This window comes from Vicinamibacterales bacterium (genome assembly GCA_041659285.1).
Taxonomy (GTDB): Bacteria; Acidobacteriota; Vicinamibacteria; order Vicinamibacterales; family UBA2999; genus 12-FULL-67-14b.
This window is the reverse complement of sequence record JBAZYO010000007.1, coordinates 225831-245366: the sequence shown is the minus strand read 5'-3', so window position 1 is coordinate 245366 and position 19536 is coordinate 225831. Positions and strand designations below refer to the sequence as shown.

Annotated in this window: 19 protein-coding genes; 14 read left to right on the top strand and 5 right to left on the bottom strand. The window is 67.8% G+C overall.

Going from position 1 to position 19536, the window contains the following annotated elements:
• Positions 1-21: 21 nt before the first annotated feature.
• Both WC815_13670 and WC815_13665 read left to right on the top strand, forming a co-directional pair.
• Positions 22-510 (top strand): hypothetical protein, encoded by a 489-nt coding sequence (locus WC815_13670; protein ID MFA5909822.1) that lies wholly within the window; start codon positions 22-24, stop codon positions 508-510.
• Between the two features lie 68 nt (positions 511-578).
• Positions 579-3875: a hypothetical protein gene (locus WC815_13665; GenBank protein MFA5909821.1), complete on the top strand. Its 3297-nt coding sequence runs from the start codon at positions 579-581 to the stop codon at positions 3873-3875.
• A gap of 2 nt (positions 3876-3877) precedes the next feature.
• Here WC815_13665 and WC815_13660 read toward each other — a convergent pair whose 3' ends face one another.
• Positions 3878-4681, bottom strand: coding sequence for a hypothetical protein (locus tag WC815_13660; GenBank protein ID MFA5909820.1), 804 nt, complete (start codon positions 4679-4681; stop codon positions 3878-3880).
• Positions 4682-4769: 88 nt separating this feature from the next.
• On the opposite strand from WC815_13660, the gene WC815_13655 reads away from it, so the two are divergent.
• From WC815_13655 to WC815_13600, 12 genes are all read left to right on the top strand, one after another.
• Positions 4770-5579 carry an SDR family oxidoreductase gene (locus tag WC815_13655; GenBank protein ID MFA5909819.1) on the top strand — a complete coding sequence of 270 codons (810 nt, stop codon included), beginning with the start codon at positions 4770-4772 and terminating at the stop codon, positions 5577-5579.
• Between the two features lie 73 nt (positions 5580-5652).
• The gene (locus WC815_13650; protein MFA5909818.1) at positions 5653-8139 is read left to right on the top strand and encodes an ABC transporter permease; all 2487 of its coding nucleotides are present in this window, start codon (positions 5653-5655) and stop codon (positions 8137-8139) included.
• A gap of 135 nt (positions 8140-8274) precedes the next feature.
• The gene (locus WC815_13645) at positions 8275-9879 is read left to right on the top strand and encodes a hypothetical protein (protein MFA5909817.1); all 1605 of its coding nucleotides are present in this window, start codon (positions 8275-8277) and stop codon (positions 9877-9879) included.
• 3 nt (positions 9880-9882) lie between these two features.
• On the top strand, positions 9883-10860 hold the full coding sequence (locus tag WC815_13640) for a hypothetical protein (protein ID MFA5909816.1): 978 nt from the start codon (positions 9883-9885) through the stop codon (positions 10858-10860).
• Positions 10861-10872: 12 nt separating this feature from the next.
• The gene (locus WC815_13635; protein ID MFA5909815.1) at positions 10873-11778 is read left to right on the top strand and encodes a dihydrodipicolinate synthase family protein; all 906 of its coding nucleotides are present in this window, start codon (positions 10873-10875) and stop codon (positions 11776-11778) included.
• Positions 11779-11805: 27 nt separating this feature from the next.
• The gene (locus WC815_13630) at positions 11806-12594 is read left to right on the top strand and encodes an SDR family oxidoreductase (protein MFA5909814.1); all 789 of its coding nucleotides are present in this window, start codon (positions 11806-11808) and stop codon (positions 12592-12594) included.
• 81 nt (positions 12595-12675) lie between these two features.
• Positions 12676-13680: a lytic murein transglycosylase gene (locus WC815_13625; protein ID MFA5909813.1), complete on the top strand. Its 1005-nt coding sequence runs from the start codon at positions 12676-12678 to the stop codon at positions 13678-13680.
• 27 nt (positions 13681-13707) lie between these two features.
• Positions 13708-13887 (top strand): hypothetical protein, encoded by a 180-nt coding sequence (locus tag WC815_13620; protein ID MFA5909812.1) that lies wholly within the window; start codon positions 13708-13710, stop codon positions 13885-13887.
• Complete coding sequence (locus WC815_13615; protein MFA5909811.1) at positions 13884-14309, top strand: hypothetical protein; 426 nt, start codon at positions 13884-13886, stop codon at positions 14307-14309. Before WC815_13620 ends, WC815_13615 begins: the two co-directional genes overlap by 4 nt.
• Positions 14310-14329: 20 nt before the next feature.
• Positions 14330-14848, top strand: a complete 519-nt coding sequence (locus tag WC815_13610; GenBank protein ID MFA5909810.1) for a ferritin — start codon at positions 14330-14332, stop codon at positions 14846-14848.
• A 1-nt stretch (position 14849) separates the two neighbouring features.
• The gene (locus WC815_13605) at positions 14850-15155 is read left to right on the top strand and encodes a cupin domain-containing protein (GenBank protein ID MFA5909809.1); all 306 of its coding nucleotides are present in this window, start codon (positions 14850-14852) and stop codon (positions 15153-15155) included.
• Positions 15152-16069, top strand: coding sequence for a 2-dehydropantoate 2-reductase (locus WC815_13600; protein MFA5909808.1), 918 nt, complete (start codon positions 15152-15154; stop codon positions 16067-16069). The genes WC815_13605 and WC815_13600 overlap by 4 nt, the downstream gene beginning before the upstream one ends.
• A 260-nt stretch (positions 16070-16329) precedes the next feature.
• Here WC815_13600 and WC815_13595 read toward each other — a convergent pair whose 3' ends face one another.
• From WC815_13595 to WC815_13580, 4 genes are read right to left on the bottom strand one after another with little or no spacing between them, the layout of a single operon-like run.
• Positions 16330-17466 carry a HupE/UreJ family protein gene (locus tag WC815_13595; protein ID MFA5909807.1) on the bottom strand — a complete coding sequence of 379 codons (1137 nt, stop codon included), beginning with the start codon at positions 17464-17466 and terminating at the stop codon, positions 16330-16332.
• Between the two features lie 4 nt (positions 17467-17470).
• Entirely contained in the window at positions 17471-18082 is a 612-nt protein-coding gene (locus WC815_13590) for a phosphatase PAP2 family protein (GenBank protein ID MFA5909806.1), read from the bottom strand.
• 10 nt (positions 18083-18092) lie between these two features.
• On the bottom strand, positions 18093-19097 hold the full coding sequence (locus tag WC815_13585) for an acetamidase/formamidase family protein (protein ID MFA5909805.1): 1005 nt from the start codon (positions 19095-19097) through the stop codon (positions 18093-18095).
• Positions 19094-19534 carry a hypothetical protein gene (locus WC815_13580; protein ID MFA5909804.1) on the bottom strand — a complete coding sequence of 147 codons (441 nt, stop codon included), beginning with the start codon at positions 19532-19534 and terminating at the stop codon, positions 19094-19096. Before WC815_13580 ends, WC815_13585 begins: the two co-directional genes overlap by 4 nt.
• Positions 19535-19536 lie beyond the last annotated feature (2 nt).

Here is a 19536-nt window from a genome sequence, read left to right as displayed (position 1 = left end):
GGATTCCACCCAAGAGGTGCTATGGCCCGCCAGGAAATTCGGAGCTACGACTACGTCAATCATCCCTACGCCAGGGTGCGGGAGGCGCTCGTCGCCGATCCCAACGCGATCTTCGCCGCCGCGACGCGGGCCGCTGCCGGCCGGGCGCAGGAACTGGCGGCAGAACTGCGGGTCACGGTCGGCGGCCTCGACGTCGCCGCCGAAATCGTCTTCAGTATCGGCGCCATCGAGACTGACACCACCGGGCCGCACGGCGGGCCGGTCACTCGCATCCCGGTGTCGTGGGAAGCCGCGAAGCATCCGCGTTGGTTTCCGTTGATGACCGCGGTGCTCGCGATCTACCCGCTCACCGCAACCGAAACGCAGCTGGACTTCATGGGCCGCTACGATACGCCGCTGGGCGTGGTCGGCAGCGCGGTGGATGCGCTGGTGGGGCACCGGATCACCGAGGCGTCGGTCCATCGTTTCATCGGCGATGTCGCCCGATACTTGCGGGGCGCGATCGCCTAGCGGCGCCATCGGCACCGCGCCCCACGTCGCGCCCCTCGACCTTCGAGGTGATTGGAATTGGCACCCTGATGAAGAGAGTCCTGTTCGTCGTCGTGTTCCTGTTCACGTCATTCGGCCTGTTGGCCCAGGATCAGGATCCGTTCTCAGCCGCGACGTTCGCCGGGTTCCGCCTGCGCGCGGTTGGTCCCGCGCTGATGTCGGGCCGCGTCAGCGCCATCGCCGTTCATCCCGGCGACAAGCAGACGTGGTACGTCGGCGTGGCCTCCGGCGGCGTGTGGAAGACCACCAACGCCGGTACCACCTGGACGCCGGTGTTCCAGAACGAGGGCTCCTACTCGGTCGGCACGGTCGTCATCGACCAGAAGAACCCCGGCACCATCTGGGTCGGCAGCGGCGAAGCCAACAACCAGCGCAGCGTCGGCTACGGCGACGGCATCTACCGCAGTGACGATGCCGGGCGCACGTGGCGCAACCTCGGCCTCAAGGCCTCCGAGCACATTGGCCGCATCGTGATCGACCCGCGCGACTCGAACGTGGTGTTCGCGGCCGCCTACGGCCCGCTGTGGACCGCGGGCGGCGACCGCGGCCTCTACAAGACCAGCGACGGCGGCAAGAACTGGACGAAGGTCCTGGAAATCAGCGAGAACACCGGCATCAGCGACGTCGCCATGGATCCGAACGATCCCGACGTGCTGCTGGCCGTGGCCCACCAACGCCGCCGGCACACCTGGACGCTGATCCACGGCGGCCCCGAGAGCGGGCTGCACAAGTCCACCGACGGCGGCAAGACGTGGCGTCGCGTGCGCGAAGGCCTGCCCGGGGGCGACCTCGGCCGCATCGTGCTGTCGTTCTCGCCGGCGAAGCCAGGCCTCGTCTACGCCAAGGTCGAGCCCGCCACCGGGTCGGTCGCCATCTTCGCCTCGCTCGACTCCGGCGACAGTTGGGTGCGCCGCGGCGACGTGCCGGCGCAGCCGATGTACTACAAGAACATTCACGCCGACCCGAAGAACCCCGAGCGCCTGTACGTCCCGACCGTGCAGACGCAGGTGTCGGACGATGGCGGACGGACCTTCCGCGGGTTGGGCGAGCGCGCCAAGCACGTTGACAACCATTACGTGTGGATCGATCCCGACAATACCGATCACCTGCTCGAAGGGTGCGACGGCGGGTTGTATGAGACGTGGGACCGCGGCCGCCTGTGGCGACACTTCACCAACCTGTCGGTGACCCAGTTCTACAACGTCGACGTGGATAACGCGTCACCCATCTACAACATCTACGGCGGCACCCAGGACAACAGCACGCTGGGCGGCCCCTCGCGGTCGCGCGGTCCGCAGGGCCCGACCAACAACGACTGGTTCATCGTCACCGGCGGCGACGGCTTCGTCGCCCGCGTCGATCCCACCGACCCGAACATCGTCTATGCCGAGTCGCAGTACGGCGGCATCGTCCGTCTCGATCGCCGCACCAGCGAGCGCGTCAACATCAAGCCGGTGGAAGGGAAGGGCGAGCCGCCGCTGCGCTTCAACTGGGAATCGCCCTTCATCATCAGCCCGCACAACCCGTCGCGCCTGTACTTCGGCGCCAACAAGTTGTTCCGCAGCGACGATCGCGGCAACAACTGGAAGGCGATCAGCCCCGACGTGACGCGGCAGACCGACCGCAACCTGTTGCCGGTGATGGGCCGGGTGTGGCCGCCGGAGGCGATCGCGCAGCATCAATCGACCGCGACGTGGGGCAACATCTCGACGCTGGCCGAGTCGCGGAAGCGGGAAGGCCTCCTCTATGTCGGCACCGACGACGGCCTGATCCAGTTTAGTTACGACGGCGGCGCCACCTGGCGCAAGAGCGAGAACCCGCCCGGCCTGCCCGACTACAAGACGCACGGCGTCTACGTGCAGCGCATCTTCGCCTCGAAGATCGACGAGAACGTCGTCTACGCGATCTACGAGAACAGCAAGAACGGCGACTTCAAGCCCTACGTCTACAAGAGCGCGAACAAGGGCGCGACGTGGACCAACATCGCCGGCGACCTGCCCGCCAACGGTCCGGCCCTCGCCTTTGCCGAGGACCACGTCAACCCGGACCTCCTGTTCTGCGGCACCGAGTTCGGGTTGTTCGTCACGACCGACGGCGGCAAGAAATGGATCCGGCTGAAGACCAACCTGCCGACCATCGCGGTGCGCGACCTGGCGATCCAGGAGCGCGAGAACGACCTCGTGCTCGCCACGTTCGGCCGCGGCTTCTACGTGCTGGACGACTATTCGGCGCTGCGGCAGGTCAATGCGGCGGTCTTCCAGAAGGACGCGCACCTGTTCACGACCAGGACGGCGATGCTGGCGGTTCCCGAGAGCGGCCGCGCCCGTGGCTCGCAAGGCGAGCAGTTGTGGATGGGCGAGAACCTGCCCGAAGGCGCCGTGATGACCTACTGGCTGAAGGACGCGCCGAAGACGCTGCGCCAGCGCCGCCAGGACGCGGCCCGCGCCGCGGAGCAGAAGAAGGAGACGCCGCCCTATCCGTCACAGGCCGACCTCACCGCGGAAGCGGATGAAGAAGCGCCGCAGACCTTCCTCACCGTCGCCGACTCGTCCGGCAAGGTCGTCCGCCGGCTCACCGTGCCCGGCACGCGCGGCATTCACCGGTACGTCTGGAACCTGCGCGGCGTCCCGGCCACCACGGGTGGCGGTGGCGGTTTCGGTGGCGGCGGTGGTGGTGGTGGTGGTGGCAACGACGATGACGAGGCCCCGCCGGTGTTTCAGGGCGGAACCGGCGGTGGTGCGTTTGTGCCGCCGGGCACCTACAAAGTGTCGCTCTCGCGGCGCGTGGGTGGCGCGTTGACCTCGCTTGGCGCGGAGCAGACGCTGACGGTGGCCGCCGACCCCGCATCGGCGGTCCCCCCCGCGGCCCGTGCCGCCGCGACCGACTACCAGGACAAGGTCGCGAAGCTCCAGCGGTCGTTCACCGGCGCGCTCGAGCAGGCCAACAACCTGCGGACGCGGACCACGGCGATTCGGCGCGCGCTGGTGGACTCGCCGGCCGACCTGAAGATGCTGGACGAAGCGGCGCGGTTCGATCAGCGCGTGCTGGCCGTGCTGCGCAAGCTGCGCGGTGACGAGACCCTGCGCGGCCTTGAATCCGGATCGCCGTCATCCATTCAACAACGGGTGAATTCCGCCGCGGCCGGCGCCCGCGGCCTGTCGGGCGGGCCGACCGGCACGCAGCAGCTGAACTACGGCATTGCGTTCGATGAGCTGTCCGCCGAGATTACGAAGCTCCGGGCGCTCGAAGCGGAGTTGAAGAAGTTCGAGCAGCAGATGGAAGCGGCGGGCGTGGCTTACACGCCCGGCCGCTGGCCCGGACAGTAACGCTACTTGAATTCCACGCTAATCGTTGGACCGTCGATCTTGATGCCCTTGATGTCCTTCAAGTAGGGCTTCACCGCCGACAGCGACGCGTTGGCGCCCAGCTTGCCCTGCAGGGCCTTGAGCTTGGCTTCGTCGGCGAGCAGCGCCTCCATGTCCATTTCGAGGAGCGTGAGGCGCGACCCGGTGACGTATTCGGCGTTGGTCTTCACGATCTTGCCGGCCACTTCGAGGTCGATGTTGATCTTGAAGCCCGCGAACATGCTCTTGATCATGTTCATCATCATCGGGTTGGTGAGGTCGGGCATGTCGCTGTCGGTGCCCTGGTTCACGTTGACGTTGCCCGGCTTGTCCACGAACGCAATCGTCAGGGTCGAGGTGCCGCCCGATCGCGTCAGCTTGAACTTGACCGGGTCGTTGGCGCTTGGCTCCGCCGGGACGCTGCCGCCGACGCCGCCGCTCATGCTGGGCCCCTGGGCCACCTGGACCTGGTTGATGTCGTCGAAGGCGAAGATGGCCTTGGAGCCCTCGAAGCCGGTCGCGCCCTTCGCCGGTTCGGCCGATACCAGCCGCACGCCCTTGCCCATGCGGGCCGCGGTGCGTTCGAGGTCGGCCCTGTTGACGACGGCGCCGCCCATTTGCTTGTCGGCGCCGGGCACCATGGCCTTGAGCGCGCCCATGTTCATCAGCGTGGTCTGTTCCACGGTGCCACTGCCGTCGGCGTTCAGCTTGATGAGGGTGGTGCTGTTGATGCATCCCGTCAACGCGACGGAAGTGACGACGGCGAGCAGGACACGGGTCAGGCGCATATTGGGTTCCTCCGGCAGGGGTCACTCATCATAACCTTCGGCGGCGATGTTGCGTCCGGCTTTAGCCGGACCCCCTCTATACTCGGGCATGGCACGAGAAGGGGATGGCAAGACCGCGCTGGTGACCGGCGCGTCGGCGGGCATCGGCAAGGCGTTCGCCGAGTTGCTGGCGGCGAAGGGCTACGGGCTGGTGCTGACTGCCCGGCGCCGGGAGAGGCTCGACGACCTCGCTCGAGAGCTGACCCAACGGCACGGCATCCCCACCTGCGTTGTCGTCGCCGACCTGGCGGAGCCGGACGCCCCGGCGCGCATCGCCGAGGCCGTGCGCGCCCAGGGACTGCGGATCGACTTCCTGATCAACAACGCCGGCTACGGCGTGCCGGGCAGCTACGTGAACGTGCCGTGGGCAGACCACCAGCGATTCATGCAGATCATGATGACCGCGGTGTGCGACCTCACGTATCGCCTGTTGCCGCCGATGATCGAGCGGGGCTGGGGCCGCGTCATCAACATCGCCTCGGTGGCCGGCCTGGTGCCGGCGCCGGCCGGGCATACGCTCTACGGCGCGTCGAAGGCGTTCCTGATCCGATTCTCGGAAGCGCTGGCCGCCGAGAACGCGTCGAAGGGCGTGAACGTCACGGCCGTGTGCCCCGGCTTCACTTACAGCGAATTCCATGACGTGACCGGCACCCGGCAGCAGATGCACAGCGTGCCGAAGATGGCGTGGCTGAACGCAGCCGACGTCGCCCGCGAGGGTTACGAGGCCGTGATGCGCGGGGACCCGGTGTTCGTCAACGGACGCATTTACAGGCTCTTGCTCTGGCTGATGGGCGTCGTCCCCAAGGGCATCGTCAAGCGCATGTCGGGCAGCGCGGGACGGCGGTATCGCAAGGCGTGAGGGCCGGCACTGAAGCGCCGGCCTTCTGGCACCAAAACCTGAACTTCAGTACACCGGCGTCGTCTAAGGAGACGTGGAAACCCTCCTCAAGGACCTTCGATACGCGCTCCGGTGGATGGCCAGGAGCCCCGGCTTCTCAGCGGTCGCCATCCTGTCGCTCGGCCTGGGCGTGGGCGTCAACACCGCGATGTTCTCGCTGGTGGACTCCCTGCTGTTTCGTCCCTTGCCCGTCACCGACCCGGGGTCGCTGGTGGACGTGTTCACCACCGGCGGCGACGGTGACGAGTATGCGACCTCGTCGTATGCCGACTTCCAGGACCTGAAGGCGCGGAACACGGTCTTCACCGACATGATGGGCTACAGCCCGATGATGGCGCCGCTCAGCCTGGGCGACCGGTCGCGCATCACCCTCGGGCAGGTGGTCACCTCCAATCACTTCATGCTGCTCGGCGTGCAGCCGTTCCTCGGCCGGCTGCTCGTGCCATCCGACGATGCACCGTCGGCCGCGCGCGTGGTGGTGATTTCCCATCACATGTGGCAGCGCGAGTTCGGCGGCGACCCGGCGATCGCCGGCAAGTCCCTCACGCTGCGCGGCCTGCCGTACACCATTGCGGGCGTGGCGCCGCCGTCGTTCACGGGCGTGGTGCCGCTACTGACGCCTGAACTGTGGCTGCCCGTGCAGCACGTGGAAGAAGTGGAGCCCGCCGGCATCACCGATTCGGTGCCGTCACCGATCGGCACGAGGCGCCTCGAGCGCCGCGGCATGCGCTGGATGTTCATCAAGGGCCGTCTGAAGCCCGGCACTTCGGTCGCGCAGGCACACGCCAACGTGGCGTTGATCGGATCCCAGCTCGAGACCGCCAACCCGGTGACCAACAAGGACCGCAAGATGGCCGCGGTGCCGACCGAGGACGTGCGGCTGCTCGTGCCGCAGGCCGGCGGCGTGCTCTCGGCAGGCGCGGCGGGCCTGATGGGCATTGTTGGGCTCGTCCTCTTGATCGCCTGCGCGAACGTGGCCGGCATGCTGCTCGCCCGGGCCTCGGCGCGACGTCGTGAGATCAGCGTGCGGCTGGCGATTGGCGCCAGCCGCGCGCGGCTGATCCAGCAACTGCTGGTCGAGGGCTTGCTGCTGGGCCTCCTCGGCGCGGTCGCCGCGACCGGCCTCGCGTGGGCGCTCGTGCAGGGCATGCAGACCATGCCGTTGCCGCTGCCGGTCAACGTCGCCTTCGACCTCCGCATCGACGCGCGCGTGCTGTCGTTCTCGCTGCTCATCGCCGTCGGCACGGGCCTGCTGGCCGGCTTGTTGCCGGCGCTCAAGGCGTCGTCGCCCAGCCTGGTGTCGGACCTGCGGGGCGATGCCCCGTCCACCAAGGTCGGTGGCCGCCGCTGGGCGCTGCGCGACGCGCTGGTCGTCACGCAGGTGGCGCTCACCGCCGTCCTGCTGGTCGTGGCCGGCCTGCTGCTGCGCAGCCTGGGCGCTTCACAACGCGCCGATGTCGGCTTCGAGACCAAAGGGCTGGCCGCCGTTGCGGTCGATACCGACATGGTGCGCTACGAGCCGGAGCGCGGCCTCGAGTTCTGGCGCCAGGCGCTGGCGCGCGTCGGCGCCATGCCGGGCGTGACGTCGGCCGGGCTGGTGTCGCCGACGCTGCCGTTCACGTTCAACTTCAACCAGCAGGAAATGCGCATCGACAACCGCACCTACACCGAAGGCCAGCGCGGCGAGATCATCGAGAACGTGGCGGTGTCTCCGGGCTACCTGCCCACGCTGGGCGTGCCGGTCATCGAGGGGCGCAACGTCGCGGCGTCCGACATCGCCGGCGGCCCGGAGGTGGCCGTGGTCAACGAGACCATGGCGCGGAAGTACTGGCCGAACGAGTCGGCCGTGGGGCACACCTTTCAGAACCCGACCAACCAGCGCACCTACCGCATTGTCGGCGTCAGCCGCGATCACAAGCGCCACGGCGTGCTCGAGCAGGCGTCGCCGTTCGTCTACTTCGCCGAGGCGCAGCGGGCGAGCCGCTACAACTTCCTGCTGGCGCGGACCAATGGCGACGCGACGGCGCTGGTCAACGACCTGCGGCGCGAGCTGCTGTCGATGGAGCCGGGCCTGGTGTTCGCGTCGGCGAACACCATGGAGCAGAACCTGGGGCTCAGCCTGATGCCGGCGCGGGTCGGCGCCATGCTGGCCACGGCGTTCGGTGGCCTCGGCACGCTGCTGGCGGCGATCGGGCTCTACGGTGTGATCGCGTTTTCGGTGGCGCGGCGCACCCGCGAGATCGGCGTCCGCATGGCGCTTGGCGCCCGGCCGGAGCGGGTCATGGGCATGGTCATGCGCCAGGGCTTCTCGATTGTGGCGATTGGGCTGATCGTGGGCGGCGCCCTGGCCGCGGTGGTGGCGTTCGCGCTCCGCGGCCTGCTCTACGGGGTGCAGCCGCTCGATCCGGTCGCGTGGGGCCTGGCCTTCACGGCCATGGCCATTGCCGCCGGCCTGGCGAACTTCGTGCCCGCACGACGGGCCATGCGGATCGATCCGATGACGGCGCTGCGCACCGACTGATCTCACGTCGTCGTTTCCTGTTCTGCCCAATCATGTAGCCGGGCACGCGCGCCGATTGTGTCATGGCATGCCGAGATTGAACTCTCCTGACCTCCTCTTCTCCTGTTAGAATTTGCCTTTCCGGAGGAGCCTGAAATGTCGCGAACGTGGCGCTCAATTCTTACTGGCGCGGTCCTTGTGGTGGCCGCGGCATCGCTGTCAGCCCAGCAGATGAGCCCGACGCCGACCCGCCAGCCGGGCGACGGCGAGGGTCCGTTCGATCGCATGGTGATCCGCGGGGTCACGGTGATCGACGGCACCGGCGCGCCCCCGCGCGGGCCCATGGACATCGTGGTGCAGGACAACCGCATCACCGAAGTGACCAGCATCGGGTTCCCCGGCGTGCCGATCACAGGTCGGAACCGCCCGGCCAAGGGCACCAAGGAAATTGACGGCACCGGGATGTTCCTGATGCCGGGCTTCGTGGACGCCCACGTGCACTGCGGCGGCGGCCAGGCCCGCGACCCGGAATACGTCTACAAGCTGTGGATGATGCACGGCGTGACCACCGTGCGCGGCGTGCCGTGCGGGTCGATGGACTGGGACCTCAACCAGCGCGAGCTGTCGGCGAAGAACCAGATCGTGGCGCCGCGCATCTTCTCGTACCACCGCCCGTTCAGCGGCGAAGGCTGGGATCGCACGCGTCCGCAAACACCGGAAACCGCGCGCGAGTGGGTCCGCTTTGCCGCCAAGAAGGGCGTCGACGGCCTCAAGCTCGGCGCGCAGGACCCCGAGATCATGGCGGCCCTGCTGGACGAGGCCAAAAAGTTCAACCTCGGCTCGACCGCGCACCTCGACCAGATGGGCGTCAGCCGCATGAACGCGCGCGATGCCTCGCGCCTCGGCCTTGGCACGCTGACCCACTACTACGGCCTGTTCGAGGCGCTGCTCAAGGACTACACGGTGCAGCCGTTCCCGGTGAACCAGAACTACAACGACGAGCAGCACCGCTTCGGCCAGGTCGCGCGCCTCTACGACAAGATTCACCCGCGCGGCAGCGAACAGTGGAACGCGCTGATCAAGGAATGGGTGGATGGCAAGTTCGTGCTCGACCCGACCATGACCATCTACTCGGCCGGCCGCGACGTGATGCGGATGCGCAACGCCGACTGGCAGGAGAAGTACACCATGCCGTCGCTGTGGGATTTCTATCAGCCCAACCGCAACGCGCACGGTGCCTACTGGTTCAACTGGACCACCGAGGACGAGATCCAGTGGAAGCGCTTCTACCAGGTGTGGATGTCGTTCATCAACGACTTCAAGAACGCCGGCGGCCGCGTCACGACCGGATCGGATTCGGGCTTTATCTATCAGACCTACGGCTTCGGCTACATCCTGGAGTTCGAGATGCTGCAGGAGGCCGGGTTTCACCCGCTGGAGGTAATCCGGTCGGCGACGCTGAACGGCGCGCTGACGTTGTCGGAACCGAAGGGGAAGCCGATTGACTTCGGCATCATCCGGCCGGGCCTGCTGGCCGACATGGTGCTGGTGGATCAGAACCCGCTCGAGAACTTCAAGGTCCTCTACGCCACGGGCGCGGTGAAGCTGAACGACCAGACCGGGAAGGTCGAGCGCGTCGGCGGCATCAAGTACACCATCAAGGACGGCATCGTCTACGACGCGAAGAAGCTGGCGGCCGACGTCGCGGCCATGGTCGAGCGCGCCAGGCGCCGACCGGCCACGACCGCGGGGCAGCGCTAAATCATGATGAAACTGATTTTCAAGATCGTTGGCGGACTCGTCGTTCTGGTTGTGGTGCTGGCGGCGGCGGGGATCGGCTACCTGATGTTCGCGTTCCCGAAGGTGCCGCCACCCGCGGTGGTGACGCTGGAGCCGACTCCGGAACGGCTGGCGCGCGGCAAGTACTTGAGCGACCATGTCACGGGGTGTACCTCCTGTCACAGCGAGCGTGACTGGACGAAGTTCTCGGGCCCGGTCAAGCCGGACCGCATCGGCGTCGGTGGCCAGGAGTTCCCGCTGGGCGGCGCCGGGACCGTGTACGGCAAGAACATCACCCCGGCGGCGATCGGAACGTGGACTGACGGGGAATTGCAGCGGGCCGTGACGGCCGGCGTCTCGAAGGACGGGACGGCGCTCTTTCCGCTGATGCCGTACCCGCACTTCGGGGCGATGGCCGCCGACGACATGCACGCGGTGTTGGCCTACATCCGCTCGTGGCGTGCGCTCGAGAACCAGGTGCCCGCGCGCAGTTTGAACTTCCCGATGAACCTGATCGTCCGGACCATTCCCTCGCCCGGGGCTCCGCAACCGCGGCCCTCGCCGGATGACAAGGTGGCGTACGGCCGTTACATGACACGCTCGGCGCTGTGCGCTGACTGCCACACGCCGATCGACGATCGCGGGCAGCCCTTGCCGGGCAGGGACTTCGCCGGCGGCATGGAATTCCTGGAGACCGGCTACCGCGTGCGGGCGGCCAACATCACCCCCGACGCCGACACCGGCATCGGCTCGTGGACCGAGCAGCAGTTCATCGACAAGTTCAAGGCGTTTGAAACGCCGTCGGACGCGGTGCTGAGTGAGACGGAACGGCGCCAGAACACGGTGATGCCGCTCACCGCCTACGCCGGGATGACGCGCGAGGACCTGGCGGCCATTTACGCCTACCTGCGGACGCAGCCGCCCGTCGTCAACCGCGTCACCCGTTTCCCCGACGCGAAGTAGAGTACGAGGCGAATGTTCGACTACCTGACTGGCATTTACAACATCACGCCCACGCCGTTTCAGCCTGATGGCTCGCTTGACGAGCCGAGCCTGCGCCGGCTGACCGAGTTCACGCGCGGCACCGGCGTCAACGGCATGACCATCCTCGGCGTGCTCGGCGAGGCCGACAAGCTCACCGAGGCCGAACGCGACCGCGTCACCGCGATCGTGATCGAGACGGCCGGCGCCGGCTTCCCGATCTGCGTCGGCACGACCCACGCCGGCACCGACGGCTGCATCGCCTACAGCCGCCGCGCGCAGGAACTGGGCGCCAAGGCGGTGATGGTGGCGCCGCCGAAGCTGGCCCGCACCAACGACGCCGCGCTCGAGCGCCACTACCTTGCCGTGGCTGACGCCGTGGACATCCCCGTGGTCGTCCAGGACTTCCCGCCGTCGGTGGGCGGCATCACCATGAGCGTTGAGCTGATCGCCAGGCTGGGCGCCTCGCCCCGCCTGGCGTTCCTCAAGCTCGAAGACGAGCCGGCGCCGATGAAGATCACGCAGATCCGTGCCGCCTCGAAGGACGTGAAGATCTTCGGCGGCCTCGGCGGCATGATGTTCCTCGAAGAGCTCCGGCACGGGGCCATCGGCACCATGACCGGCTTTGCGTTCCCGGAGATCCTGGTGGACATCCACAGGCGGTTCACCGCCGGTGATGTCGATGGCGCCACCGAGGTGTTCTACCACTTCCTGCCGATCATCCGCTTCGAGAACCAGCCGCGCATCAATCTCGCGCTGCGCAAGCACATCTACCAGTTGCGCGGCGTGATCACGCACTCGCGCGTGCGCGCGCCGTTTACCCCGGTCGACGCCGACACGCTGAAGGACCTCGACGACATCCTGGCGCGCCTGGACCTGCTGACCGGCAAGCCGTCGTAATTTTGGACTTTTGACTCAAGGACACACATGGACTTCGGACTGAAGGGTAAGCGCGCGATCGTGATGGCCGCCAGCCGCGGCCTCGGCTACGCCTCGGCACTGGGACTGGCGCGCGAGGGCTGCGACCTCGTGGTGTGCAGCCGCGACCAGGCGCGCATTGAGGCCGCCGCCGACACCATCCGCCGCGAGACCGGCGCCAGGGTGAAGGCGCTGGTGGCCGACGTCAGCAGCGCCAGCGAAGCCAGGCGGCTGGTTGATACCGCCGTCGCCGAGTACGGCGGCCTGGAGATCGTCGTCCACAACGCCGGCGGCCCGCCGGCCGGCGAGACGCTGGCCATGACCGAAGAGCAGTGGCAGAAGGCGTTCGAGCAGAACCTGCTCAGCTTCACGCGCATCGTGCAGGCGGCGGCGCCGGAAATGAAGAAGGCCGGCTACGGCCGCGTGCTGACCATTGCCTCCTCGTCCATCAAGCAGCCGATCCCGAACCTGGCGCTCTCCAACGCGTTGCGGGCCGGTGTCTGGGGCATTGCCAAGACCCTGTCGCGCGAGTTGGCGCCGCAGGGCATTCTCGTCAACGTGATTGCGCCCGGGCGCATCGACACCGAGCGCATCGCCGAGCTGGATCAGGCCAACGCGCAGAAGAGCGGCAAGCCGCTGGACGACGTTCGCAAGGCCTCGGTGGCCGGCATTCCCCTCGGCCGCCTCGGCCGCCCCGAGGAGCTGGCGAACCTGGTCGTGTTCCTCGCCTCGCAGGCCGGCAGCTACATCACCGGCCAGGCCATCACCGTCGATGGTGCCGCCGGTAACGCGCTCTAACCACAGCGCTCGCCAGGAGGGCGGCACTTTAGTGCCGCCCTTTTCTCTTTTGAGATGTGCCGCCGCAAGTAAAGTGAGAGGGTGACGACCCTGAAGCTGTTGCTGGCCTTCGCCCTCGCACTGCAGGCCGCCGTGCCGTCGCCCCCGGAAGGACGGCCGGAGTTTCCGGCGTTTGTCGCGCAACTGAAAGAGCAGGCGCTCGCGAAAGGCGTGAGCGCCGCGACCGTGGAGGCCGCCCTGACCGGCCTCGAGCCGCTCGAAGTGGTGGTCGAGCGCGACCGCACCCAGGCCGAAACCGTCCTGACCGTTGATCAATACATCGAGCGCCGGCTCACGCGCCGCTTCGTGCGCACCGCCCGCGAGCAGGCCACGGCCCACCGCAAGCTGCTCGCGCAAGTCAGCAGGAAGTACGGCCCGCCCACTTCGCTGCTCATCGCCGTGTGGGGCATGGAGTCGAATTTCGGCCGGTTCACCGGCACCCGGCCCACCGTGCAGGCGCTGGCCACTCTGGCATGGGATGGGCGTCGCGGCGCCTTCTTCACGTCCGAGCTGATGGACGCGCTCCAGATCATCGACCAGGGCCACATCAGCCTCGCCGAAATGAAGGGCTCGTGGGCGGGCGCGATGGGCCAGACCCAGTTCATGCCCTCGAGCTACCTGGCCCACGCGCAAGACTTCGACGGCGACGGCCGCCGCGATATCTGGAAGGCGCTGCCAGACGTGTTCGCCTCGATTGCCAGCTACATGAAGGCCTACGGCTGGACCGAGCGGCAGGCGTGGGGCCGCGAGGTGAAGCTGCCCGCCGGCGGTGCGGATCGCCTGATCGACACGGTCGGGTTGCGGCAAAGCGGCTGCCGCGCGTCCCGCGAGCTCACCGTGCCGGTGCCCCTGAACCGCTGGCAGCAACTGGGGGTCAGGACGGTGACCGGCGCCGCCCTCCCCAAGGTGGATCGGTCGGCATCGCTGCTGCGCGCCGGGAAGAAGAGCTACCTGGTCTATTCGAACTACGACGTGCTCCTTGGCTACAACTGCGCCCATGCCTACGCGCTGGCCGTGGGCCTGCTCGCGGACCGCATTGGCGGCTAGTGCGGCCGATTGGATAGAATCAAGTACATGGCCAACAAACCATCAGCTGCCGCGGTGATCGCGGTAATGTCGGCAGCCGCCGCGTCGATGATCGCGGGGGTGTATTTCGGAGGCAACGGTCAACTCCCGCTGGCGATGACCGGAACCGGACTGTTTGTCATTCTTGGAGGCGTGGGCTTCGAGCTCGCGCGGCGTAGATCATCATGAAACGTATCGTTGCGAGCGTTGTCCCCGTTGCCCTGATCACCCTCACCGTGGCCTGCGGAGGCGGCGCGCCCGCCAGCGCACCCGCACCAGTTGCGGCGCCCGCTCCGGCCGCGGCGCCGGCCGAAGCGCCGAAGCCGGCGGCGACCCTGTCGCTGCTGGAGCCAATCGAAGGCGCCAGCGGCGGCCACATCGACATCTTCCGGTGGTCGGCGGTTGACGGCGCCGACGGCTACGTCGTGAAGATCCAGGCGAACTCCGACGGCCGCGTGGTCTGGGAGAGCCCGGTGCTTACGGCCACCGAAGCCAAGCTGCCGACCACCGTGGCGCTGGAGCCGGAAGCGCACACGTGGCAGGTCAGCGCCCGCAAGGCCGGCCAGGTGCTGGTGGCCTCGGCTCCCCAGAAGTTCACGATCACGCCATAAGGCGAGAGAAGCCAGCGACCATGACGAAAGATCTGTTGAAGGGCCTCAACGAGCATCTCAAGCTCGAGTTCCGCGCGTCGCACGAATACCTGGCGATGTCGATCTGGCTGTCGGAACACGACCTGCCGGGCTTTGCGACGTGGATGCGCAAGCAGTCGTCCGACGAGCTGATGCATGCGCAGAAGATCATCGATCACCTCGTGGAGCGCGACCAGAGCGTCGTGCTGCCGGCGATCGCCGCACCACCCATGAAGTGGAAGTCGGCGGAAGCGCTGTGCGAGCACGTCCTGAAGAACGAGCAGGAGGTCACCGCGTCGATCAACGAGCTCTACGCGATCGCCGAGAAGGCCAAGGACCGGCCGGGCGTGGTGATGCTGCAGTGGTTCGTGACCGAGCAGATGGAAGAAGAAGCCGCGGCGCGGGCCGTGCTCGGCCGCATCCGGTTGGCCGGCAACACCGGCGTCGGGCTGCTGATGATCGACCAGGAACTGTCGGGCGGGACCGTGCCCGGCATGCCGGCGCCACCCGCCGGCGCGTAGGGTGGCCGTTCAACGCTGGAACACGTCTGACGGGCCGGCTACCGAAGCCGCGCTTCGAGCCAAGCTCGAGTCGCTGGGCTACGCCGTCGCGAAGTACGTGTACGAACCAGGCACCGTGTTTCCCGACCACCGCCACGGCGTCGACAAGATCGACGCCGTCGTCTCTGGCCGTTTCCGGCTGGTCGTGCGCGGGCACATGAAGGTGCTGACCGCGGGCGACTGGATTGAGATCCCGCGCGGCACCGTGCACAACGCGGCCGTTATCGGCGACGAACCCGTCGTCAGTCTGGATGCAGTGAAACTGTGAAGATCGCGATCTTTGGTTCGGGCGGCGTCGGCGGCTATTTCGGCGGCCGGCTCGCCGCCGCCGGTGAAAACGTGACCTTTCTCGCGAGGGGCGCGCACCTGGCCGCGCTGCGGGAGGGCGGCCTTCACATCGAGAGTCCCAACGGGGCGCTGCACCTGCCCAAGGTGCAGGCGACCGATCGGCCGGAAGACGTCGGACCGGTGGACGTGGTGTTGTTCACGGTGAAGTTGTACGACGTCGACGCGGCGGCGGCGACCCTCAAGCCGATGATCGGTCCCGGCACCGTGGTGATCACGCTCCAGAACGGCGTTGAGGCCGTTGACATGGTGGCGAAACATGTCGGCGCGGATCACGTCGCCGGCGGCGTCGCCTACATCGTCATCGTGCTCGACCGGCCCGGCCACCTGCGGCACACCGCCGCCCAGCAGCTGGTGTTCGGCGAGCCGGATGGATCGCGGTCGCCGCGGCTGGTGGCGTTTGAAGAGGCCTGCATCCGCGCCGGCTTCCAGGCCACGGCGAGCACGAGCGTCGAGACCGACCTGTGGATCAAGTTCGTGCGCCTGTCGACGTGGAGCGGCATGACCGCGGTCACCCGGTCGCCGATGGGCGTGATTCGCGAAGACCCGAACCTGTTCGCGATGATGATGGCGGCGATCGAAGAGACCATCGCCGTCGGCCGCGCCCGCGGCATCGTGTTCCCGCCGACGCTGGTCGATGACACCCTCGCCCTGATTCGGAACTTCCCGGCCAACTCGAAGTCGTCGCTGCTCGAGGACCTCGAGCGCGGCCGCCGGCTCGAACTGCCCTGGCTGAGCGGCGCGGTGGTGCGCCTTGGCAAGGAAGCGGGCGTGCCGGCGCCGACCCACCAGTTCATCACCGCGGTGCTGACGCCGTTCGTGAACGGCGCCCGCTGATACCATGCCGCCCTGGCCACGGTGCCCGCGCCGAAGCGGGACGCGTTGAGCCAGCACCACCTCCTCGGCCTGAGCTTCAAGGAGATCGCCGATCGCGCCGGCATCGCGGAGACCGCCGCCAAGCTGCGATCGAGCCGGGGCATCGCCCAACTGCGGGCCGGTTCCTGGCTCGCGACCGTTATTTGCCGAGCTCAGCGTAGATCTTAGGCACGTTGTCCTTCGCGCCGTGCGCGATTGAACTCGCCGTATTCCTCGTCTCATCACGCGCCTCCCGTCAGGAATACCCGTTCCACGAACCAATACAGCCCGGCAAGAATAACCCCGATCGATCCGGCCATGGCCACCCGGCGCGCGGCCGCGGCGCTGTGCCGGCGCACCAGGAGCAGCACCGTCGCCACGACGCCGACGATCAGCAGCTGGCCGGCCTCGACGCCGAGGTTGAACGCAAACAGCGACCAGCCGAGGGCCGCTTGCGGCAGGCCGAACTCCTTCAACACGTAGGCGAACCCGAAACCGTGAATCAGGCCGAACCCGGCCGCCAGCCAGGCGCGAATGTCGGTGGCCTCCTGTGGCCCCAGCCGCTTGCCCTGAGCAAGGCGTCCTGAAGAGGACGCCGAGTCGAATGGGCGCAGCACCAGCAGGTTGTCGGCGCCCACCACGACAATCGTCAACGCGATCAGCGGCTCCACGAACTGGGATGGCGGCGACACCAGGTTGAGCGCCGCCAGCGACAGCGTGATGCTGTGGCCAATCGTGAAGGCCGTGACGATCAAGGCCAGCCGCTTGAACGTGCCGCCGAGCAACAGCAGGCCGACGAGGAAGAGGATGTGGTCCGGGCCAATCAGGATGTGCTGGATGCCCGACAGCACGAACGTCCTGATTACTGCGAGGCGGCCCTGCGCCGTGCCCGAGTAGTAGTCCGCCGATTGCCGCGTGGCATCGAGGATGGCCTGGTGGGTGAGCGCGGTGTCTTCGTAGACGTTGACGAAGGTCTGGTGAATCGGGTCGTACGGGAACACATAGGCGCGAATGGTGACGCGCGCCGGCCGGCCGCCGCTCACCGTGAAGGCCAGCCGCAGGCTCTGCCGATCCGGCACGACATCGAGGCCGCCCCACCTGATGGTGACGGGCCGGCCATCGAACTCCAGGTTCAGGCGTGGGCCGAGCAGCGCCACCAGCGCGTCCCGATAGCGGCTCGCGACGCCGAGTTCGAGCAGCGAGTCGGCCGACGCCACCTCGAGATCGTGCGCGGCGTCCAGATCGTGCACGACCAGCGTGCCGGTGACGCCGCTGGCATCCAGGTGGAGGTCGAGGTAGCTGAACGGCGCCGCGTGCGCCTGCGCCTCGCGCGCGAACATCAGGCAGAGCGCCGCGATCAGCGCCCGGGCGGCTATCACGGCCTCAGGCCCGCTTGAGAACGAGGCGGGAGGCCGCCCAGATCCAGGACAGGCAGACAATGGCGGTGAGCGCCACGTCGCTGGGCCAGTGCACGCCGAGCGCGACCCGCGCCAGGCAGCCCAGGAGCAGCATTACCGATCCGGCGGCGAGCGCGCCGATGGCGAGCGGCGTCTTCCTGCGCACGCGCGCGGCGATCACCGCCACCAGGCCGAAGGTCACCGAGAAGAAGGTGATGGTCGTGGAAGGGAAGGTGAATCCGCTCGGCGTGCCGACCACGGCAATCAGGTCGCGGGAGGGACGCGGCCGTCCGAACCAGGCCTTGGTTGACTCGGCCCCGTACTGCTCGAGCGCGATGAAGGCCACGGCCAGCAGCAGGCCCCGCACCCCGGCGAGCGCAAAGGCCAGGATCGCGGCGATTGCCATGACGTAGTACTTCGCCGGCGCCGGCGCCAGGCGGCTGATGGGCGTGGCCCACCACCCCGGCTCCGGCGTCGCCGATTGCAGCGCGCGCGCGACGCGCACATCGCCGGCGAAGTAAGGCTCCATCGCCACGCCCACGCCGATCAACAGCGAGACGATTGCGGCGAGCACAAAGGGCATGAATGGAGATCGCATGTGCTGAACCTTACTTGAAAATGCTCTTCGGCATCTTGACGTGGACGCCCATCGTTCCATCGACCAGTTGGGTGATGGCGACGTCGCCGGCCAGGCTCGTCAGTTGGTAGGCCTGATGCTTGTCCATCTTCTTCGTGGCGGCGAGAAAGTCCACCATCTCCTGGATGGCGATGCGCGTGGCGGCGGTCAGGTCCACGTCGGTGCCCATGCTGATGAAGTGGGTGCTGGTCTCCGCCCGCGGCCAGGCCAGCGTCATCCCCTTGCGGACGGTCAGCTGCACTTTGCCGCGTAGCGAGGTTTCGATGGCCGTCTGATCCACTTCGCCGTCGCCCTGGGCGGCGTGGCCGTCGCCGATCTCGAAGAGCGCGCCGGGCACGTGCACGGGAATCCACAGCGTGGTGCCGGCGACCAGTTCCTTGTTGTCGAGGTTGCCGGCGTGGATCCCCGGAGGGTTGCTGCTGACGCGGCCCTGCGCGGGCGGCGGCGCCACGCCCATGCTGCCGAAGAAGGGCCTCAGCGGAATCACGATGCCCGGCAGGAACGTCGCCGTCATGTTCTTGCGATCCATCTGGATGATCGTCGGCCCGCGCCCCGGCGCGCAGTTGTCGCGGATGAAGCCGGCGCAGCCGTTGTAGCCGTAGGCGATCGGCAGGTCGATCGACAGCACCTTGACCTCGAGCGCGTCACCCGGCCCGGCGCCGGTCACGAAGACCGGGCCGGTGAGGATGTGGCCGCCCGGGCCGCGGTCCTTGACGTTCTCGACAATCGCGCGCAGCGAGGCCTGCACGCCGGCGGCGGGGACGCCCGCCTTCTCGAGCCGGTCCGGCACCGAGGTCAGCAGCGTGTCCACGTCGATGATGTCGCCCGAGGCGATGGTCAGGACCGGTTTGGTCTCGGACCAGTAGTGGCCGTAGGCCACGGTCGCGGGTGTCGCCTCGAGGCGATGCGTGCGCGGCGCCTGCGCCGACAGCAGCGTCGCCGACATTGCGAGGACGACCGTGAGCAGGCGCTTCATCGCAGCGCCGTCCAGACTTCCTGGCGAACGAAGTCGCGCAGGGACGCCGAGCGCTCGCTGTTGCGCTTGCGCTGGGCGTCATCGGGGACGACGCGCAGGGTCGCCTCGTCGAGGCCCTTGCCGAGCGCCTCGGCGGCGGCCCGGTTCTTCAGCTTGAAAATGCGCAGGTGCGTCCAGTCGGCAATGGTGACCGAGGTGCCCATCTGCGACGGCGTCACGGTCACCACCTCTTCGAACACGCCGGCCTTGCGCGCGTCCTCGTCGATCTTCTCGGCCGTGCCCTTGATGTAGTCGTTGTAGGCGTCGGCCTGTCCGGGCTTCGCGCGCCAGAAGTACGCCACGTAGACCGGACCGTCGGCCGCTTGCGCGAGCGCGATCGACGGGGCGGCGTCAAGCAGGAACACGGCGACAAACAGAGACGTAATCAAGCGAATCATCC

Coding starts and splice junctions, on each gene's coding strand:
- WC815_13670 (MFA5909822.1), top strand. CDS start 22: ATGGCCCGCCAGGAAATTCGGAGCTACGACTACGTCAATCATCCCTAC.
- WC815_13665 (MFA5909821.1), top strand. CDS start 579: ATGAAGAGAGTCCTGTTCGTCGTCGTGTTCCTGTTCACGTCATTCGGC.
- WC815_13660 (MFA5909820.1), bottom strand. CDS start 4,681: ATGCGCCTGACCCGTGTCCTGCTCGCCGTCGTCACTTCCGTCGCGTTG.
- WC815_13655 (MFA5909819.1), top strand. CDS start 4,770: ATGGCACGAGAAGGGGATGGCAAGACCGCGCTGGTGACCGGCGCGTCG.
- WC815_13645 (MFA5909817.1), top strand. CDS start 8,275: ATGTCGCGAACGTGGCGCTCAATTCTTACTGGCGCGGTCCTTGTGGTG.
- WC815_13640 (MFA5909816.1), top strand. CDS start 9,883: ATGATGAAACTGATTTTCAAGATCGTTGGCGGACTCGTCGTTCTGGTT.
- WC815_13635 (MFA5909815.1), top strand. CDS start 10,873: ATGTTCGACTACCTGACTGGCATTTACAACATCACGCCCACGCCGTTT.
- WC815_13630 (MFA5909814.1), top strand. CDS start 11,806: ATGGACTTCGGACTGAAGGGTAAGCGCGCGATCGTGATGGCCGCCAGC.
- WC815_13620 (MFA5909812.1), top strand. CDS start 13,708: ATGGCCAACAAACCATCAGCTGCCGCGGTGATCGCGGTAATGTCGGCA.
- WC815_13615 (MFA5909811.1), top strand. CDS start 13,884: ATGAAACGTATCGTTGCGAGCGTTGTCCCCGTTGCCCTGATCACCCTC.
- WC815_13610 (MFA5909810.1), top strand. CDS start 14,330: ATGACGAAAGATCTGTTGAAGGGCCTCAACGAGCATCTCAAGCTCGAG.
- WC815_13590 (MFA5909806.1), bottom strand. CDS start 18,082: ATGCGATCTCCATTCATGCCCTTTGTGCTCGCCGCAATCGTCTCGCTG.
- WC815_13585 (MFA5909805.1), bottom strand. CDS start 19,097: ATGAAGCGCCTGCTCACGGTCGTCCTCGCAATGTCGGCGACGCTGCTG.
- WC815_13580 (MFA5909804.1), bottom strand. CDS start 19,534: ATGATTCGCTTGATTACGTCTCTGTTTGTCGCCGTGTTCCTGCTTGAC.